The organism is Glutamicibacter sp. NPDC087831 (assembly GCF_044742845.1).
Taxonomy (GTDB): Bacteria; Actinomycetota; Actinomycetes; order Actinomycetales; family Micrococcaceae; genus Glutamicibacter.
This window is the reverse complement of record NZ_JBIUVH010000005.1, coordinates 119,864-138,742: the sequence shown is the minus strand read 5'-3', so window position 1 is coordinate 138,742 and position 18,879 is coordinate 119,864. Positions and strand designations below refer to the sequence as shown.

The 18,879-nt window shown below is 62.4% G+C and carries 20 protein-coding genes; 4 read left to right on the top strand and 16 right to left on the bottom strand.

The features are described 5' to 3' along the window. The first annotated feature begins 19 nt into the window (after positions 1-19). The 3 genes from nucS (at position 20) to nagA (ending at position 2,976) form a co-directional block, all read left to right on the top strand. The gene (gene nucS / locus ACIOJF_RS15445) at positions 20-715 is read left to right on the top strand and encodes an endonuclease NucS (protein WP_105662590.1); all 696 of its coding nucleotides are present in this window, start codon (positions 20-22) and stop codon (positions 713-715) included. Between the two features lie 176 nt (positions 716-891). Beyond that, on the top strand, positions 892-1,638 hold the full coding sequence (locus tag ACIOJF_RS15440) for a DUF4126 domain-containing protein (protein WP_402741841.1): 747 nt from the start codon (positions 892-894) through the stop codon (positions 1,636-1,638). 129 nt (positions 1,639-1,767) lie between these two features. Next, a complete protein-coding gene (gene nagA, locus ACIOJF_RS15435) occupies positions 1,768-2,976 on the top strand; it encodes an N-acetylglucosamine-6-phosphate deacetylase (RefSeq protein ID WP_402741840.1) in 1,209 nt (402 codons plus the stop codon). 23 nt (positions 2,977-2,999) lie between these two features. Here the strand turns inward: nagA and ACIOJF_RS15430 are convergent, their stop codons facing one another. After that, positions 3,000-3,986, bottom strand: coding sequence for an NAD-dependent epimerase/dehydratase family protein (locus tag ACIOJF_RS15430; protein WP_402741839.1), 987 nt, complete (start codon positions 3,984-3,986; stop codon positions 3,000-3,002). Here ACIOJF_RS15430 and ACIOJF_RS15425 point away from each other — a divergent pair. Beyond that, entirely contained in the window at positions 3,985-4,122 is a 138-nt protein-coding gene (locus tag ACIOJF_RS15425) for a hypothetical protein (RefSeq protein WP_181148912.1), read from the top strand. The two genes, ACIOJF_RS15430 and ACIOJF_RS15425, sit on opposite strands and share 2 nt — an antisense overlap. A 130-nt stretch (positions 4,123-4,252) precedes the next feature. Here ACIOJF_RS15425 and ACIOJF_RS15420 read toward each other — a convergent pair whose 3' ends face one another. The 15 genes from ACIOJF_RS15420 to rho all read right to left on the bottom strand — a co-directional run bounded on the left by ACIOJF_RS15420 (position 4,253) and on the right by rho (position 18,848). Continuing rightward, positions 4,253-4,681 (bottom strand): DUF2550 domain-containing protein, encoded by a 429-nt coding sequence (locus ACIOJF_RS15420; protein ID WP_105658413.1) that lies wholly within the window; start codon positions 4,679-4,681, stop codon positions 4,253-4,255. 8 nt (positions 4,682-4,689) lie between these two features. Further along, the gene (locus ACIOJF_RS15415) at positions 4,690-4,959 is read right to left on the bottom strand and encodes a F0F1 ATP synthase subunit epsilon (protein ID WP_038990466.1); all 270 of its coding nucleotides are present in this window, start codon (positions 4,957-4,959) and stop codon (positions 4,690-4,692) included. 2 nt (positions 4,960-4,961) lie between these two features. Further along, positions 4,962-6,407, bottom strand: a complete 1,446-nt coding sequence (atpD, locus tag ACIOJF_RS15410; RefSeq protein ID WP_105658412.1) for a F0F1 ATP synthase subunit beta — start codon at positions 6,405-6,407, stop codon at positions 4,962-4,964. A gap of 35 nt (positions 6,408-6,442) precedes the next feature. Beyond that, on the bottom strand, positions 6,443-7,336 hold the full coding sequence (locus ACIOJF_RS15405) for a F0F1 ATP synthase subunit gamma (protein ID WP_013348625.1): 894 nt from the start codon (positions 7,334-7,336) through the stop codon (positions 6,443-6,445). Between the two features lie 75 nt (positions 7,337-7,411). Continuing rightward, on the bottom strand, positions 7,412-9,049 hold the full coding sequence (atpA, locus tag ACIOJF_RS15400) for a F0F1 ATP synthase subunit alpha (RefSeq protein ID WP_013348624.1): 1,638 nt from the start codon (positions 9,047-9,049) through the stop codon (positions 7,412-7,414). Positions 9,050-9,175: 126 nt separating this feature from the next. Beyond that, complete coding sequence (locus ACIOJF_RS15395; protein WP_402741838.1) at positions 9,176-9,988, bottom strand: F0F1 ATP synthase subunit delta; 813 nt, start codon at positions 9,986-9,988, stop codon at positions 9,176-9,178. Further along, complete coding sequence (locus tag ACIOJF_RS15390) at positions 9,988-10,542, bottom strand: F0F1 ATP synthase subunit B (protein WP_013348622.1); 555 nt, start codon at positions 10,540-10,542, stop codon at positions 9,988-9,990. The genes ACIOJF_RS15395 and ACIOJF_RS15390 overlap by 1 nt, the downstream gene beginning before the upstream one ends. An 80-nt stretch (positions 10,543-10,622) precedes the next feature. Further along, complete coding sequence (locus tag ACIOJF_RS15385) at positions 10,623-10,835, bottom strand: ATP synthase subunit C (protein ID WP_013348621.1); 213 nt, start codon at positions 10,833-10,835, stop codon at positions 10,623-10,625. 107 nt (positions 10,836-10,942) lie between these two features. Then, complete coding sequence (gene atpB, locus ACIOJF_RS15380) at positions 10,943-11,734, bottom strand: F0F1 ATP synthase subunit A (RefSeq protein WP_105658410.1); 792 nt, start codon at positions 11,732-11,734, stop codon at positions 10,943-10,945. Between the two features lie 285 nt (positions 11,735-12,019). Then, positions 12,020-12,376: a hypothetical protein gene (locus ACIOJF_RS15375; RefSeq protein WP_146112315.1), complete on the bottom strand. Its 357-nt coding sequence runs from the start codon at positions 12,374-12,376 to the stop codon at positions 12,020-12,022. A 247-nt stretch (positions 12,377-12,623) separates the two neighbouring features. Next, on the bottom strand, positions 12,624-13,745 hold the full coding sequence (locus ACIOJF_RS15370) for an MraY family glycosyltransferase (RefSeq protein WP_332488148.1): 1,122 nt from the start codon (positions 13,743-13,745) through the stop codon (positions 12,624-12,626). Further along, positions 13,742-14,425: an L-threonylcarbamoyladenylate synthase gene (locus tag ACIOJF_RS15365; RefSeq protein ID WP_402741837.1), complete on the bottom strand. Its 684-nt coding sequence runs from the start codon at positions 14,423-14,425 to the stop codon at positions 13,742-13,744. The genes ACIOJF_RS15370 and ACIOJF_RS15365 overlap by 4 nt, the downstream gene beginning before the upstream one ends. A gap of 34 nt (positions 14,426-14,459) precedes the next feature. Continuing rightward, a complete protein-coding gene (prmC, locus tag ACIOJF_RS15360) occupies positions 14,460-15,317 on the bottom strand; it encodes a peptide chain release factor N(5)-glutamine methyltransferase (RefSeq protein WP_105658406.1) in 858 nt (285 codons plus the stop codon). A 7-nt stretch (positions 15,318-15,324) separates the two neighbouring features. Further along, positions 15,325-16,398, bottom strand: coding sequence for a peptide chain release factor 1 (gene prfA / locus ACIOJF_RS15355; protein ID WP_105658405.1), 1,074 nt, complete (start codon positions 16,396-16,398; stop codon positions 15,325-15,327). Between the two features lie 188 nt (positions 16,399-16,586). Next, positions 16,587-18,848 carry a transcription termination factor Rho gene (gene rho, locus ACIOJF_RS15350; RefSeq protein WP_402697268.1) on the bottom strand — a complete coding sequence of 754 codons (2,262 nt, stop codon included), beginning with the start codon at positions 18,846-18,848 and terminating at the stop codon, positions 16,587-16,589. Positions 18,849-18,879: the final 31 nt, after the last annotated feature.

The window sequence follows — 18,879 nt, the reverse complement described above, 5'->3', positions numbered from 1 at the left end:
AGCTAGTAAAGTGTGTGGGGTGCGTTTAGTGGTAGCGAAGTGTTCAGTTGATTACGAGGGCCGTCTTCGAGCCCACCTTCCGTTGGCGACCCGCTTGATCATGGTCAAGGCCGACGGCTCGGTACTCATCCACTCGGACGGCGGCAGCTACAAGCCGCTGAATTGGATGAATCCGCCGTTGATCCTGCGTGAGGCAGATCCCGATGAGGACGCCGCTGCATTGGGTGCCACCGCTACCTGGACCGTGTCCAGTGCGAAGACCGATGACAAGCTGACCATCCACTTCCATAGCTTCGAGCACGACTCGGCCCACATCCTGGGCACCGATCCGGGGCTGATCAAGGATGGCGTCGAAGCCGACCTGCAGCGCCTGCTGGCCGAGCAGATCGAGTTGCTCGGCGCTGGCCACCAGTTGGTCCGCCGTGAATACATGACCGCCATCGGTCCGGTGGATATCCTGGCCCGTGATGCCAAGGGCGCCACGGTTGCCGTGGAGCTCAAGCGCCGTGGCGATATCGACGGAGTGGAACAGCTGACCCGCTACCTGGAGCTTCTGAACCGCGATCCCCTGCTCAAGCCGGTTACCGGCATTTTCGCCGCGCAGCAGATCAAACCGCAGGCCCGCACCTTGGCCGAAGACCGCGGCATCCGCTGCCTCACCTTGGATTACGACGCAATGCGCGGGGTCGACGACTCGGCAGGGCGCCTCTTCTAGGGTTGCGGGTCCTCCCCGAGCTGCCTGGGCCTGGCGCATCCGCCGCCGGCCGGATGCTGCTGCCTGGCAGCCTTAGCTTGGCCCTGCAGAAAACTGCACCCCGACTGCTAGTCTGTTCTCCTCTACCAAAAGCGCTCGGTGCCGCACGGCCCGGGCCGCCAGGCTCGGGAGGTCCATTGGATCCGCTGACAGCTTCGCTCATGGCCATTGGCAGCGGTTCCGCTGCGGGCCTGCGGCCGTATTTCACAGTATTGGCCCTGGGCATCGCGGGACTCGTGATCCCCGATACCGCACCTGACATGATCGCTTCTGCGGCACGGCAAATTCCTGAAAGCATCACCAATCCTTGGGTCCTGGCGATCTGTGCCGTACTTGCCATCGGCGAGGCCGGCCTGGATAAGATCCCCTTCCTCAATCTGTCCATGGAAACCATCTCGGTGTGGCTGCGGCCTGTTTTCGGCGCCCTGGTTGGCATCGGCCTTGGCGCCAATTCGGGAGTCGAGGTTGCCGTCCTCACCGGCCTGCTCGGCGCGGGCTCCGCGCTGTCGGTGAGCCTGGGCAAATCGTCGATGACCGCGGCGACCAATGCCGTGCCCGAACCCATCACCCAATGGGTGCGCAGCCTGGCAGAAGATCTTGGCGCGCTGGTCCTCGTCTTCGCAGCTGTACTGGTTCCCGTGTTGGCTGCCGTGCTCGGACTCGTTGCCATTGCCATCGGCTTCTTCCTCTACCGCATGTTCCGCAGGGTCTACCGGTCAATGAAGAACCGGGTCGGCAGCATCAGGCAGAACCGGGCCGCCGCGCACTCCGCGCGCGAAGCGCAGCTGGCCTCCGGCGCGAAGACCAGCACGCTGCAGGCCCTGCAGGCCCTGGCCACCGGCAACGCGCCGGCTTCCGAAGATCCTACGGGCAAGGGCAGCTAGCGCCTCGCCGTGGCCAGGAGCCCGGCGCACTGGGGCCGTTGCGTTCCCGATTCGCTAAATGCCAAGTCCGCTGAGAAAATAATCCGTCGAGTCGGTGACTGGACGCGTTCTCTCTTCTAAGCTGGGAACATGACTACGACGCGCTACGCCCTTCATGCCACCCTGATTTCCGATGGCCTCAAGGTCACCGATGGCGTGCTCGCCGTGGATGGCGACCGCATCCGCTTTGCCGGCAACCGCGATGACTTCGACGCGCTGGCCGATGCTGCCGACTACCCGGTACGCGAGGTAGCCCCCGGATCCATCATCATCCCGGGCCTGATCGACCTGCATTGCCATGGCGCCCTCGGCGCGGACTTCTCGGCACCGGATCATTCGAGCGTCACCGAAGCGGTGGAGTACCTGCACCGCTCGGGCACCACTACCCTGCTCGCGTCGCTGGTCACCGCAGAGCCCTCGTCCATGATCGAGGCCGCCGAGCTGCTCGCCGAGCTGGCGGAGGCCGGCAAGATTGCGGGCATCCATGCCGAAGGCCCGTTCCTCTCCGTAGACCGCTGCGGCGCCCAGGACCCACGCTTCCTGCAGGATCCGGATCCGGAATTCGTCAGCGAGCTGGTGGCTGCCAGCCGCGGCCAGCTGCGCACCATGACCTACGCTCCGGAATTGGCCGGCAGCGAGGAACTCGTTGAGCAGCTGGTCTCCCACGGCGTGGTCCCGTCGCTGGGGCACACCGATGCCAGCGCCCAGATCACCGCGGATTCCCTGCGCTTTGCCCGCGAACAGCTGCGCAGCGCCGGGGTGGACGGCTTCACCGAACGCCCTACGGTCACCCACCTGTTCAACGGCATGCCTTCGCTGCACCACCGCGAACCCGGTCCGGTGGCCGCCTGCCTGGAAGAGGCGGTGAACCGCAATGCGTTCGTGGAGCTGATCGCCGACGGGGTGCACCTGTCCCCCGATACCGTGCGCCTGGTCTTCCGCTTGGTCGGTGCGGAGAACATCTTGCTGGTCAGCGATTCCATGGCGGCCACCGGCTTGGCCGATGGGCAGTACACCCTCGGCCCGCAGGATGTGAATGTGGCCCTGGGCCAGGCACGGCTGGCCAGCGACAATTCCCTGGCCGGCGGCACCTGCACGCTGCTGGAAATCGTGCAGCGCGCCGTGCAGGCCGGGGTCTCACTGGTCCAGGCGGTCAACTCGGCTACGTCCATCCCCGCCTCGCTGATCGGCCTGGCCGACGAAGTCGGTTCCCTGCACTACGGCTTCGCCGCCGATGCACTGATCCTGGATGCCAACCTGCAGCTGGTCCAGACGATCCGCAACGGGGAATACCTCTAGCCCACCGAAAATCCCGGACTGCGCTAGCCCTGCCGGATCCGCCCGAGCTGGCCGAGCAGCTCAAGCTCCTCGGCCCGGCCGAGGCCAGCACGCCGGGACCGGTCCAGTCCGCGAGCCCGTTCATCGGCCAGCACGTCGCCAAGCAAGTCCTCCAGGTCCCGCTCCGGGCCACCGGCCAAGGCGTACCGCTGGTTGCTGCGCTGGGCGAAGCCGTGGTCCTCCAGCGCAAGCCACAGCGGCAGCGAACGCGCCCCGGCCCAGTAATTGACCTGGCGTTCGCGCAGCCATGCGTCCTGGGCGGTGACCAGTTCCCCGCTGAATCCCGCAATCCGTGCGGCCGTACTGAGGAACTGGGCGAAGCCATGGGATGTTCCGGCCACGTTGAAGGTTCCGGTCAGCGAACGCGCAGCGGCGTCGATGATCCACGCAACGGCATCGCGCACGTCGATGACCTGCACATGGCGGCCCGCGGTTGGCGGGATGAGGACCTGGCCGGCACCGGCCAAGGCCAGGCGCGAAACCCAGTAGGAAAAGCGGTCGCTGGGATCGCCAGGTCCGGCAAGCAGCCCCGGACGGGCAATGAGCAACCGGTCGGCAACCATCGCTGTGCTGGCCCGTTCGGCAAGGACCTTTGCATGCCCGTAGTCGCCGGGATCGGACGGATCATGCAGTTGCGCGTCTTCGCCGGCACCGGGCAGCTGCGAGCTGGCATACACCGAGATGGAGGAAACCAGGGTCCAGTGCCGCGCAGTCGCGGCCAGGGCCGCCAGCGCTTCGTGCACCCATTGCGGCTCATAGGACAGCTCGATGACCGAGTCGAATTCGATGCCCTGCACGGCTTCATAGGCCCCGGGCTGGCTCCGGTCGGCACGCACCAGCTGCGCGCCCTGGGCAACCTCGCCGGAATTGCCGCGCGCCAAGCAGGTGACTTCGTGGCCACTGCGGATCAGCTGCCGCGCCAGCTCGCGGCCGAGCCACGCGGTGCCGCCAAGGATCAAGGTTCGTTTCATGGGAACAGTCAACTACGTCCTGCGCCACGCGCCCAGGCATTTCGCACTCAGCGCAGTTCCTGCCGGCCGTTTCCGGATCGGTGGCTGCGGTGCCCGGGATCCGGAGGTGCTCCCCCAAGCCGCCACGCGCAGCTGAGCAGTGCGCCGAGCACGCAGGCGATCCGCAGCGGCCCCCCAGCCTGCCAACGCAGCCTGCCAGCATTGCCCGGCCAGGGAACGCGAAAACCGCCGTTGCATCTGCAACGGCGGTTTTGCTTTACCAAGTTCTAGATCTGCCAGCTCCCGGCGATCGGCCCGGCTTCGAGCCAGGCCGAGAAGCCGGTGTAGTCGCGGTAGTCCATGGCCAGCAGCAGCTCATCACCGCTGCGCACCAGCATCACGATGATGAATCCTGGCGGGATCCGCGAGGTTTCCTCATCGGTGGGCTGGCGTGTCCCGGTGATATCCAGGCCACGGCGCTCGATCACGAAGCTCGGGACCGGGGAGACAGAGAAAAACCGCAACAGGTCCACATGCGCTCCGCCGTAGCGGCCGATGACCATCATCCATTTGCCCGAAGGCGCCAGGATGGATGCATCGAAGGTGCCCAGCGTGCGCCGCAATTGGATGCGGCGCACGGCCATGGCCCCGAAGAACATGGCGATGCCGATCAGGATCAGCAACGCGATCAGAACTGGTGCGGTTATCTCAAACAATTCATCGCCTACGCTGCGGTACCAAGCACAGCGTTGTCAGCAACGATCACTACGCGATCCGAATCAACAGAGAAGAAGCCTCCGTCGATCTGGACCGAGAAGCGGGACTCGGAAACCGGTTCGATTTCCAGGTCCCCAGCGGCAAGCACGGACAGCATCGGAACGTGACCGGGCAGAACACCGATCTCGCCGTCCACCGAACGAGCCTTGACCAGCTTCGCAGCGCCCGACCACACGAAGTGGTCAGCCGCGACGATTTCGACCTGAAGCTCAGCCATAATTAGCTGGCCTTCTGGATTTCGGCCCACTGGCGCTCGACGTCGTCAAGACCGCCGATGTTGAAGAACGCCTGCTCTGCAATGTGGTCCAATTCGCCATCGCAAATGGCCTTGAAGCCTTCGATGGTGTCCTTGATCGATACGGTCGAGCCCTCGACACCGGTGAACTGCTTTGCGGTGTAGGTGTTCTGCGAGAGGAACTGCTGGATACGGCGTGCACGGGCAACGACGATCTTGTCCTCTTCGCCCAGCTCGTCGATACCGAGGATCGCGATGATGTCCTGCAGTTCCTTGTTCTTCTGCAGAATGGCCTTCACGCGGATGGCTACATCGTAGTGATCCTGGCCAATGTACTGCGGATCCAGGATTCGCGAGGTCGAGGTCAGCGGGTCGATCGCCGGGTACAGGCCGCGCGACGCGATTTCACGCGACAGCTCGGTGGTTGCATCCAAGTGGGCGAAGGTTGCTGCTGGAGCCGGGTCGGTGTAGTCATCGGCCGGGACGTAGACAGCCTGCATCGAGGTGATCGAGCGGCCCTTCGTCGAGGTGATGCGTTCCTGCAGCAGACCCATTTCATCGGCCAAGTTCGGCTGGTAGCCCACGGCGGAAGGCATGCGGCCCAGCAGGGTCGACACCTCGGAACCGGCCTGGGTGAAGCGGAAGATGTTGTCGATGAACAGCAGCACATCCTGGTTCTGGACATCGCGGAAGTATTCCGCCATGGTCAGAGCCGACAGAGCCACGCGCAAACGGGTTCCAGGTGGCTCATCCATCTGGCCGAACACCAGTGCGGTGTCCTTCAGGACGTTTGCCTCGTCCATTTCGACCCAGAGGTCGTTGCCTTCACGGGTGCGCTCGCCAACACCGGCGAATACCGAGGTACCACCGAAGTTACGTGCAACACGGGTGATCATTTCCTGGATCAGCACGGTCTTGCCAACGCCGGCGCCGCCGAACAGGCCGATCTTGCCGCCCTTGATGTACGGGGTCAGGAGGTCGATCGACTTGATGCCGGTTTCCAGCATTTCGGTCGAGCCCTCGAGCTCCGAGAACTTCGGAGGCTGGCGGTGGATTGGCCAACGCTCGGTGACCTGGATCTCCGAGTTGTCAACGTCCAGGGCGTCGCCCAGAACGTTGAAGATGTGGCCCTTGACGCCGTCGCCGACTGGGACGGAGATGGCAGCGCCGGTATCGGTCACCGAAGCACCGCGGACCAGGCCGTCGGTGGCCTGCAGCGATACTGCGCGGACCAGGCCCTCACCGAGGTGCTGGCTGGTCTCGAAGGTGATCTTCTTGGTTTCGCCGTTGAGGTTCAGCTCAGCGGTCAGTGCGTTGTAGATAGCAGGCAGTGCGTCGGCTGGGAACTCGACGTCCACGACCGGGCCAGTCACGCGCGCGATGCGACCGATGGCCCCTGCGGTAACCTGCTCGTTGAGTTGGGCAGTCATCTTTCTCACTTCTTGTCTGGTCGGAGTATCGGTAATTAGCTGTTCAGCGCGTCGGCGCCGGCGATAATTTCCGAAAGCTCCTGGGTGATTTCAGCCTGACGGGCATTGTTGAGCAATCGGGTGTACTTCTTGATCAGTTCACCAGCGTTATCGCCTGCGGCCTTCATAGCGCGCTGACGTGCAGCGAGCTCGGAAGCTGCGGACTGCAACTGGCAGTTGAACAGTCGAGAATCGATGTAGCGCGGGAGCAGTGAATCAAGCACTTCTTCCGGCGATGGCTCAAACTCGTACAGTGGCAATAGCTCGTCGGTTGGAGTCTCGGATTCATCCTCGACAACCTCCAACGGCAACAGACGGATGACCGTCGGTTCCTGCGTGACCATCGACTTGAACTGGGTGTAGACGACGTGGATTTCATCCACGCCACCCTGCTCGAAGTCGGTGTCGAAGTCCTCAAGGAGAACGTCGCGCAGCTCGCGTGCGGTTTCGAAACGCGGGGAATCAGTTTCCCCGGTCCACACTCGTGCGTACTCGCGTGAACGGAAATCAAAGTAAGCCTGGGCCTTGCGGCCGACCAAGTAGGTCTTGACTTCCTTGCCTTCTTCACGCAGGAGTTCCACGAGGTGCTCTGCCTGCTTCAGAACGCTGGCGGAGTAGGACCCGGCAAGTCCTCGGTCCGAAGTCATCACCAAGACCGCGGCGCGGCGAACCTGCGCCGGCTCGGTGGTCAGTGGATGCTCGACATCGGCCTGGGACGCGACGGCGGTTACTGCACGGGTAATCGCATTGGCATACGGCAACGAGGCCGAGACACGCGTACGTGCCTTACCAATGCGGGATGCAGCGATCAGTTCCATCGCCTTGAAGATCTTACGCATCGACTTGGTCGATCCGATCTTCTGGCGGTAGACCCGAATCTGGGCTCCCATGTGTGTCCTTTCCTTATCCCCTACTTCGGGAGGGCGGCGCCGTTACCGGCGCCGCTCCCCCTCGTAAGGAAATTGTCAGCGCTTCTGCTTGACGATCTGTTCCTGGTCAACGGACTCGGAATCGAGAGCGTCGTGCTCTTCGTGTCCGGCGGCGACAAGCTTGTCGTCACCTTCGCCGAAGAAGCCGGCCTTGAAGTCCGCAACAGCGGTCTTCATGGCTTCCAGAGTCTCGTTCTCCAGCTTGCCGGTCTGGCCGATCACGGTCAGCACGTCGGTGCGGTGGCGCAGGTAGTCGATGAACTCGCCCTCGAAGCGGCGTACATCCTCAACCGGGACATCGTCCAGGTAACCGTTGGTGCCGGCCCAGATCGAAACGACCTGGTCTTCGACTGGGTATGGGGTGTACTGGCCCTGCTTGAGCAGTTCCATCAGGCGTGCACCACGGGTCAGCTGCTGCTTGGAAGCAGCATCCAGGTCCGAAGCGAACATCGCGAATGCCTGCATGTCGCGGTACTGAGCCAATTCAAGCTTCAAAGTACCGGAGACCTTCTTCATGGCCTTGACCTGAGCCGAGCCGCCAACGCGGGATACGGAGATACCCACGTCGACTGCTGGACGCTGGTTGGCGTTGAACAGGTCCGACTGCAAGAAGATCTGGCCGTCGGTGATCGAGATGACGTTGGTCGGGATGAACGCGCCCACGTCGTTGGCCTTGGTTTCGATGATTGGCAGACCAGTCATCGAACCTGCACCCAACTCGTCCGACAGCTTGGCGCAACGCTCAAGCAGGCGGGAGTGCAGGTAGAAGACGTCACCTGGGTAAGCTTCGCGTCCTGGCGGACGGCGCAGCAGCAGGGACACGGCACGGTAGGCTTCAGCCTGCTTCGACAGATCATCAAAGACGATCAGAACGTGCTTGCCACCGTACATCCAGTGCTGGCCGATGGCCGAGCCTGCGTATGGTGCCAAGTACTTGAAGCCTGCTGGGTCAGATGCGGGGGAAGCCACGATGGTGGTGTATTCCAGTGCACCCTGCTCTTCGAGGGTCTGGCGTACGGCAGCGATGGTCGATGCCTTCTGGCCAATTGCCACGTAGACGCAGCGAACCTGCTTGGTCTGGTCGCCGGATTCCCAGTTGGCGCGCTGGTTCAGAATGGTGTCAACCGCGATAGCGGTCTTACCGGTCTGGCGGTCACCAATGATCAGCTGACGCTGGCCACGGCCGATCGGGATCATGGCGTCGATAGCCTTCAGACCGGTCTGCATTGGCTCGTGCACGCTCTTGCGCTGGGTAACGCCTGGTGCCTGAAGCTCCAGGGCGCGGCGGCCCTCGGAAGCGATTGGGCCCAGATTGTCCAGTGGCTCGCCCAATGGGTCAACCACGCGGCCGAGGTAGCCGTCGCCAACTGGAACCGAAAGGATCTCGCCGGTGCGCTCGACCTTCTGGCCAGCTTCGATGCCGGTGAAGTCACCAAGCACAACGACACCGATTTCGCGGGTATCGAGGTTCTGGGCAAGGCCCAGGGTGCCATCTTCGAACTTCAGCAACTCGTTTGCCATGACGGAAGGAAGGCCTTCCACTCTGGCGATGCCGTCGCTCGCGGCGACGACGCGTCCCACCTCGGTGCGCTCTGCCTTACCCGGTTCGTAGGAAGATGCGAACTCGTTTAGGGCATTACGGACGTCGTTGGCATTGATGGTCAAATCGGCCATCTGCAGTCCCTGCTCTCCTAAATTGTGATCCGGTTCTAAAACACCGAATCGAATGTGAATGAAGTCTGTTGTGGTCCTGGCAGCTAGGAACACCAGGTAAAGGATTGCTCCTTCGCCTAATGAGTCCTAGCTGGCCAAGGCCCGGCGCAAATCTGCCACGCGCGATGCCACGGAAGCGTCGACAACTTCGTCGCCAACCTTGACTACCAGTCCACCGACCAGCGATGGGTCGATAGTGGCGTTGAGCTTGAGCTGACGACCGTAAAGCTTGTTCAGGCTGGTCTCCAGGCGCGAAAGCTGAGTCGCCGAAAGCTCTACAGAGCTGGTCACCGAAGCGATCCAGCGCTGCTGGCGCTTGGCCACGAGCTCCACGAAGCGTTCCAGCAAAGCTGCTGGCTTCAAACCACGAGGGTTCGAAACTGCCTGCGAGATCAATACCTGAGAGGTCTGCGACGCGTTAGGCACGAGCTTCAGCGCGAGAGCGCGCTTTGCCTCGACTGGGGCCTGTGCATCATCCAACGCACGCTGCAGTTCGTGGTTGCCACGAACTACCTCGATGAAGGAGAACAGATCCTGCTCCAGCTTGTTCAGCCCCGAAGCGCCGTCCTGCTGCTCAGCCACTGCGGTAACCGCAGTGACAGCCAGCGTTTCGAGCGCATCGCTAATGTCGCGTTCCGAGCTCCAACGGGTAGAAGCCAGCTGGGCAACGGTGTCCTCAGCGTCAGCCGAGACCTTTCCGTGCAGCAGCTGGGCCAAGAGGCCTGCCTTTTCGGCAGCATCACGGGCTGGGTCAGTCATTGCGCGGCGGAGACCGGCATTTGCATCCAGTACTTCCAGGACCGCGAACAGTTCCTTAGGCAGCTCAATAGATGCCAGTGCCAGCTTGGGTTCCAGGAACGCCAAAGCCTTTGCCAGTGACTCGCTCGATACACTTGCCATTAGTTCGATGCACCTGCGTTCTGCTGAGCTTCCAAATCGGTCAGGAACTTGTCAACCACGCGCTGGGCACGGGCATCGTCCTGCAGAGCTTCGTCAACAACCTTGCTTGCAAGCTCGGTAGCCAATGCGCCCACGTCGGTGCGGAGCGAAGCCAGAGCGGATACGCGCTCAGCTTCGATCTGGCGGTGCGACTGCTCGGTGATACGAGCTGCCTCATCGGTTGCCTTGGTCTTCAGATCCGCAAGGATCTGAGCACCTTCGCTACGAGCTTCCTCACGGATGCGGTTTGCTTCGGTGCGTGCTTCCAGAAGCTGGGCCTTGTACTGTGCCAAGGTCTCCTCTGCTTCCTTCTGCGCTGCTTCAGCCTTCTCAAGGCCACCTTCGATCGCGGTGACGCGATCTTCATAGGACTGCTCGAACTTTGGAGCAATTACCTTGATGACGATGAACAGAAGGACCGCGAAACCAACACCCGTGACGAGAATTTCCCACGGGTTCGGCAACAGCGGGTTGACCGATTCGCTCGCAGCGAGGATGAAATCAGTGCTGTTCATTCTCACTATTCCTTATCTACTAGTTTCCGCTTGTGTGTACGCCTCGCGATAGTGGCGAGGCCACTACAGTTGCGAAAAGACTAGGCGCCGATGACGAAGGCGAAGACCAGGCCCAGGATGGCCAGTGCTTCAGCAAGTGCGAAGCCAAGCATGGCGATTGGCTGCAGGATGCGCTGAGCCTCAGGCTGACGTGCAACACCGTTGATGTAGGCAGCGAAGATCAAGCCAACGCCGATAGCCGAACCGATAGCAGCCAGGCCGTAGCCGATCATATTCAGGGAGCCGTGCAACATGTGATTATGTTCCTTTCAAGATACCGAGCTTTTGCCGGTAGGTTGTGAGGTATTCCTTGAGCGACTCAAGGAAGATCTTTATGGGTTGGAAGAAAAGAAGTGTTGGCCTAGTGGGCGTCGGCTTCGATTGCACCCTGGAGGTAGATCGCGGTCAGCAGGGCGAAAACAAACGCCTGCAGGACCATGATCAGCAGTTCCAGGAAGTACATGGCGACCGAGCCAACGATGACCAGGATGCCAAGGCCGTTCATGGCCAGGGAGTCCTGGACAACGATCAGGTGACGAGCGCCGGCAGCTGCCAGCATCACGATCATGTGACCGGCCAGCATCGTTGCCATCAAACGCAGCGAGTGCGTCAGCGGGCGAACGATGAAGTTAGAAATGATTTCCAACGGAATCATCAGTGGCATGATCCAGCCCGGAACACCGGACGGGACGACGGCCAACTTGAAGTAGCGGATACCGTGGTTCTTCAGGCCTACAGCAATCCAGGTGCCGTAGATGATGATAGCCATCGCGTATGCAGAACCAGCGTGTGAGAACGATGGAAGCTGCAGGAACGGAATCGCGCCGAAGAGGTTGTTCAGCAGTACGAAGAAGAAGGTCGCGAACAGCAGAGGAATCCAAGGACGGAAGTTCTTCTCGCCGATGATGTCGCGGCCAATTCCGTTACGTACAAACGCGTAACCGGACTCAGCGATGTACTGCATCTTGCCTGGAACCAGCTTCGGGTTCTTGATGGCCACGGTGAAGAACCAAGAGATAAGCACGATCGACAAAACGATCATGAGCATCTGCTTGCCGAAACCCGTGCCGTACTCAGCCATCCACGGGAAAAGATCCGGGAGGTGGGTATCGGAAACGGATGGCGGTACGAAGCCGCCTTCTTCTGAGGCCATTGGGAGCGCAAACGCGAACAACGCGCTGTCCTCTCTGCAGTAACGGTCACGGGCAAAAGGCGGTGACTGGCGGTAACTGCCTCTCACCGTGTGAAGAAAAGATCAAACGGGGATCCCATCATGGCCCATGCCAGAAGCATCAACCCTGATGAAGGTCCATCTGCGGGTTACCCCGCGGATGCATATTGCGTATTCCGCCCGCAGTTGAGCGGACGGCCAAAAATGACCCGAAGTAAGCTTATCAAACTCACAGCACCCCACCGACACAAAGTCGCGCGGAATACTCTATTCCTCGTTGTAGATAGCCAGGCGCGCCTTCATGAAAGCACGCACCTCGCCAACCTGCCAGGCAACAAGGGAGATAGCTGCTGCAAGAACGAATCCCTGGCGATTAACCCAATCGGGCAACCCCAGGTTCAACAACACGAAGGCGATGCCAAAAACCTTGATGACAAAGACACCCAAGAACGCGGGCATGGCCCACGAGTGGCGAATTCGCCCTGCAGCTTCGGCAATGAGAATGCCAATCGCGAAAAAGCCAATCACAATCCCGGCAGCCAGCGCGCCAGAAAGCGCGTAGCGAAGATCGGCAACCAACCATGAAATCAGGAAAAATATGGCGGTAGCGATCAGCGAATACACCAGTGACAAGCCAAGAATCGGCAACCAGATGGATTTCGGGGCTGACGAAGCACTGACGCGGGCAGAACCAGAATTCACGTCCGCAACCTTTCTTCGTCAACACCGAGGAACCATCGTGCACCCATCGATGCTGATGAAACTTGAAACTTCCACCTATTCCCTAAAGAACAGATGAAAGAAGATCCAGATTGAATTCTACACGAGATAGAAACAGATTGCTTGTGCGTTACCCTGCTATTTGATCGGGCTAGGCTTTGCCCATGCGCTTGCGTAAGGCCTCGACCCGCTTGATCACCAGGGGGCGCCACGTTGCAACCGCTGCCACTAGGAACAACAGCAAGGCCATCGGGACCACCAGAATGACCGGGATGAAGGCGATGGAAACCACTGAGACGGCAATCACGGCGGCCCACAGGTAGAGCAGAACTACCGATTGGCGCACCGAGTGGCCCTGGGCCAGCATCCGGTGGTGGATGTGCTTGGCGTCCGGGGAAAAGGGTGAGCGTTTGTTGGCTAGCCGGCGGAAGACCGAGAGTACAAGGTCCAGTACTGGTAGGAAGACGATCACCATCGGCAGCAGCATCGGCATGTAGGCCGGGATGTTGCGGAAGCGCCGGGCCTCCAGGCCCTGCACATCACCGGTCACCGCCACCGCGGCCACCGAGAGGATCATGCCGATGGCGAGAACGCCGGTCTCCCCCATGAAGATATTCGCCGGGTTGAAGTTGTGCGGCAAGAAGCCCAGGCAGGCACCGAGCAGCAAGGCGCAGAGCAAGGCCCCGATGTTCGCGTAGTCATCGGCGCTCACGTGCGTGGCCAGTACATAGGAGTACACGAAGAAGGTCGCCGCGCCAATGGCGGCCAGGCCCGCGGCCAAGCCATCCAATCCATCGGAGAAGTTGATCGCGTTCATGGTCAGCACGATCAGGAAAATGGTCACTGAAATCTGCATCCATTGCTCATCGATCTGCCACGAACCCACGGGCAGGGACTGGATGACGATTCCGTTGGTGGCGACCAGCCAGCCGATCAGGATCTGGCCGGCGAGCTTCAGCCACCACTTCAGGTCGAACATGTCATCGGCCAGGCCCATGAGCACGATGACGCCCAGGGCGTAGGCGATTCCGCGGATGGCGTCGTCATTGCCGAAGACCCCGCGGAAGAAGTGGAAGTTGCTGGCCAGCCATAGCCCTGCGGCGAAAGCGGCGATAATCGCCAGGCCGCCGAACTTCACGATCGGTTTTTCGTGCTGGTCGCGTTCGCGCACCAGCTGGTTGCCGGTGAAACGGTGGCCAAGGGTGCGGATGATCGGGGTGAGCAGGAACGAAACCGTAAAGCTGAATGCTATGAGCAGTACGTATGTTCTCATGCGCCGGTTTCCGGTGCGTCCTGTCCCAAATCGAGAAGGCCAGGGACGACCACGCGCAATTCCTCAATGGAAATCGCGCCCGAGCGAACCACCCGCAGGTTCTGGCCGGTGCAATCGATGATGGTCGATGGCAGGACCTCTTCCCCGGCCTCGCCGCGCGGGCCGCCGTCGAGGTAGACATCCACCGACTCCCCGAGCTGAGCGAAAGCCTGCTCGACATCCAGCGCCGCCGCGTTGCCGGTGCGGTTGGCCGAGGACACGGCCAACGGGCCGGTCTGGCCCAGGAGTTCCAGGGCGGTGTCGTCGTTGGGCACGCGCAGCGCCACGGTGCCGCGGGTCTCCCCCAGATCCCAGGTCAGCGAAGGCTGGGCCTGCAGGATCAGGGTCAGTCCGCCTGGCCAGAACGCTTCGGCCAGCTTGCGCGCGGCCTCGGGGATGTCCCTGGCCAATCCGTCCATGGTGGAACTCTGGGCGATCAGCACTGGCGGGGGCATGGTGCGGTTGCGGCCTTTGGCGGCCAGCAGCATCGCCACGCCCTGGGCGCTGAATGCATCGGCGCCGATCCCGTAGACGGTATCTGTAGGCAAGACGATGCAGCGCTTGTCCGCCAGCGCGGCCTTGGCTGCGGCGATGCCTTCAGCGTGTTCCTGCTCGTTGCTTACCGAAAATGTTGTGCTCACGGGATCATTCTTTCATGCACTGGGTGTGGTTTGGTTATTGCGGCGCGTAGCCGGATGTGGCGCGGGCGCGCCCGGTCAAATCTTCATGGCCAGCTACCTGCGTGAATCCGGCCGCGCGCAGCATGGCTGCCGCGGTTTCGTGCTGCACTTCGGCGTGTTCCATCACGTAGTAGCCGCCGGGACGCAAGAGCTTCATGGCTTGGGCGGTAATGGCTCGCGGAATGTCCAGTCCGTCCTCCCCGAGCCCGTACAACGCCATTTCCGGGTCGTGCTCGCGCACTTCCACTTCGCGCGGCACCGCGTTGGGCGGAATATACGGCGGATTGGAGATCACCAGGTCCATGGTGCCTTCCAGCTCCCCGGGAACTTGCGTGGCATCCTGGTGCAGCACGGTGACCCGGTGCGGCTCGCAGTTGGCCCGGGTGTAGCCGATGGCATCCTCCGAGAGCTCCACGGCCCAGACGCTGGCTGCTGGCACTTCGCTGGCCACGGACGCTGCAATGGCGCCGGAGCCTGAGCACAAATCAATGCACCGCGGGGTGCCGATGCCTTGGCCGGCCAGGAAATCAAGGCCGAGCTGCACCACGGTTTCGGTTTCCGGGCGCGGGGTGAATACTCCCGGTCCCACCTTCAGCTCCAGGTAGCGGAAGTACGCCACGCCAGTCAGGTGCTGCAGCGGGATGCGGGTGCGCCGGGCGGCCACCAGGGCGGTGAATTGCTCCCGGGATCCAGGGTCGAGGCCCTCGCCACGCAGTTCGCGCAGCTTCAGTTCCGAGCGGTCGATGCCCAGCACGTGGCACAGCAGCAGGTCGACGTCGACGCCGGGGCTTGGCACCCCGGCGTCGGCCAGCGCCGCAATCGCCTGGCGGCGTACGGCAGTGAGTTCTTCCAAGGCGTCGTTACTCGCCCAGCGCTGCCAAGCGCTCTTCCTCGTCCATCTGGATGCAGGATTCAACCACCGGCTGCAGGTCCCCGTCCATCACGGCGTCAAGGTTGTAGGCCTTGTAGCCGGTGCGGTGGTCGGCAATGCGGTTTTCCGGGTAGTTGTAGGTGCGGATGCGCTCGGAGCGGTCCATGGTGCGGATCTGGCTTGCACGCTGGGCCGAGTTCTCCTTGTCGATGATCTCCTGCTGGTGGGCCAGCAGGCGCGAACGCAGCACGCGCATCGCGGCTTCGCGGTTCTGGATCTGCGACTTCTCGTTCTGCATGGCCACCACGATGCCGGTGGGCAGGTGGGTAATGCGCACCGCGGAGTCGGTGGTGTTCACCGACTGGCCGCCGGGGCCCGAGGAACGGTAGACATCGATCTTCAGGTCGTTCTGGTGGATGTCGACTTCTTCGGGCTCGTCCACCTCGGGCAGGACCAGCACGCCGGCAGCCGAGGTGTGGATGCGGCCCTGGGATTCGGTGACCGGCACGCGCTGCACGCGGTGCACGCCGCCTTCGAACTTCAGCTGGGCGTAGACGCCTTCGGCCGGGTCATTCGATTTGCCCTTGATGGCAACCTGGGCGTCCTTGTAGCCGCCGAGGTCGGACTCGTTGAAGGAGATCATCTCCACCTTCCAGCCCTTGTGCTCGGCGAAACGGGTGTACATGCGCAGCAGGTCGGCTGCGAACAGCGCTGCTTCGTCGCCGCCCTCGCCGCCCTTGACTTCGAGGATCACGTCGCGGCCGTCGTTCTCGTCGCGCGGGATCAGCAGGCGGCGCAGCTTCTCCTCGAGCTCTGGTAGGGCGGCGGTGAGGGTTTCCACCTCTTCTGCGAAGTCCGGATCCTCGTCAGCCATTTCCTTGGCTGCTTCCAGGTCCTCGGTGGCGGCGTGCCACTTGTTGTAGGCCTCGACGATGCCGTTCAGCTGTGCCGAGCGGCGGCCGAGCTTGCGGGCCAGCGCCTGGTCGGCGTACACCGCTGGATCCGAGAGCTGCGCCTGGATTGCGGCATGCTCTTCTAGTAGCGACTTGACGGACTCGAACATGGTGGGTGTGCTTCCTTGTTGGCGTTTTCCGCGCAGTGCCGCCGGCTATTGCGGCTGGGGCACTGCTGGAATTCAATTCTAAACGCTGCGCCGGCCGGGGCCGGCGTGCGAGGTGTCACTACGCGCCGATGGCGTCCAGCCAGCTGCCGGTGCGGCAAGCTGGCTGGACGCCATGGCGGTGGGTGGTGCTAATCCTTGTTTGGAGTGGTCTTGTTGACCAGCATCAAGAATTCCGCGTTCGATCCGGTTTCGCGGATCTTCCCGGTGAGCACTTCCAGTGCCTGCTGCGGATCGATGCCCGAGAGCATGCGGCGCAGGCGCCACATGATGCGCACCTCTTCGGCACTCATCAGCTGCTCTTCGCGGCGGGTCGAGGAAGCGTTGACATCCACTGCCGGGAAGATGCGCTTCTCGGCCAGCTGGCGCGAAAGGCGCAGCTCCATGTTGCCGGTGCCCTTGAATTCCTCGAAGATGACCTCGTCCATCTTGGAACCGGTCTCCACCAGGGCGGTAGCCAGGATGGTCAGCGAGCCGCCATTCTCGATGTTGCGGGCTGCACCGAAGAAGCGCTTCGGCGGGTACAGCGCTGCCGAGTCGACGCCGCCGGAGAGGATGCGGCCCGAGGCCGGAGCGGCCAGGTTGTAGGCACGGCCCAGGCGGGTCATCGAGTCCAGCAGGACCACGACATCCATGCCCATTTCCACCAGGCGCTTGGCGCGCTCGATGGCCAGCTCGGCCACGGTGGTGTGGTCATCGGCCGGGCGGTCGAAGGTCGAGGCGATGACCTCGCCCTTCACGGTGCGCTGCATGTCGGTGACTTCTTCGGGACGCTCATCAACGAGCACCATCATCAGGTGCACTTCCGGGTTGTTGATGGTGATCGCGTTGGCAATGGCCTGCAGGATCAAGGTCTTGCCGGCCTTCGGAGGCGAAACGATCAGGCCGCGCTGGCCCTTGCCGATTGGCGCGACCAGGTCGATGACGCGCGGGCCGACCAGCTTCGGATCGGTTTCCAGGCGCAGGCGCTCGGTCGGGTACAGCGGGACGAGCTTGTTGAACTCGACGCGTTCGCGGTTGTCCTCTGGCTTCTTGCCGTTGACCGAAGTCAGCTGCACCAGGGCGTTGAACTTCTGGCGGGGGTTCGGGGTCTCGCCCTCGCGTGGCTGGCGGATCGCGCCAACGATGGCGTCGCCCTTGCGCAGGTTGTACTTCTTGACCTGGCCCAGGGTGACGTAGACGTCGTTCGGGCCGGGCAGGTAGCCGGAGGTGCGCACGAAGGCGTAGTTCTCCAGCACGTCCAGGATGCCGGCGATCGGCAATACGACGTCGTCCTCGCTCAGCTGCGGCTCGTCGTCATCACGGCGGTTGCGGCGGTTGCGGTTGTTGCGATCGTTGCGGTCGTTGTTGCGATCGTTGCGATCATTGTTGCGCTCGCGGCGGTTGCTGCGGTCATTGCGATCGTTGCGATCATTGTTGCGCTCACGGCGCTCGCGGCGGTCATTGCGGTCGCCACGCTCGGAACGGTCCTCGATGTTCTCCGAGTCGTTCGAGTCGTTGTTGCGCTCGTTGCGATCATTGCGATCGTTGTTGCGCTCAGCACGATCGTTGTTGCGCTCATTGCGGTCGTTGTTGCGCTCGTTGCGGTCGTTGTTGCGCTCGTTGCGGCGGTTGTTGCGCTCGCGGCGCTCTTCGCGGCGGTCGGTGCGCTCTTCAGCGTTCTCCGACTCGGCAACTTCGGTGCGCTCGGTGCGCTCGGTGTTGCGATCGCGGCGGTTGCCACGCTCACGGCGGTTGCCGCGCTCGCGGCGCTCTTCGCGTGCTTCGCCGTTGCTCTCGGCGTTCTCCGCCGGTGCCTCGGCCTGCTCGGCTGCCTGCTCTGCTGGCTGGTCAACCGGCTTGTTGTTCCGCGAGTTGCGGCGCTGGCGTGGAGCCTTGGACTCCTCGGCTGCTGCCTGGTTCTCGGCTGGAGCCTCAGTAGCGGCTTCGTTGGCTTCGGCAGGAGCCGCAACCTTGCCCGAGTCGGTCACACGGCGCGAGGTGCGGCGTGCGCGAGCTGGCTTTTCAGCCGGAGCTTCAGCAGCCGCGCCGGCCTCTGGTGCGCTCTCGGTCTCAGCCTGCGCCTGGGCCGCGGCCTTTGGCGCACGACGTGCACGGGTCTTGGTTTCCTTGGCCTGCTCAGCTGGAGCTTCAGCCTTCGCTGCGGGAGCTTCGGTCTTGGCAGACTTCGCTTCCTGTGCGGCCTTGGCGTCCTTGGCGGCAACGGAGCCACCGCGCTGGTGGTCGCCGATGGCCTTGACCAGATCAGCCTTGCGCATCCGCGAACCGCCGGTGATACCCAGCTGCGAAGCCAACTGCTGGAGCTGGGTCATTTTCAAAGAGGCCAGTCCGGCGCTCTTGTTTTCGGAAGTCTTGGTGTCCACGCCTTCGTTGAGGCTCGTGGTTTCGGTCACGAAAGTTCCTTCTGACTCGTAGGATGGGCCG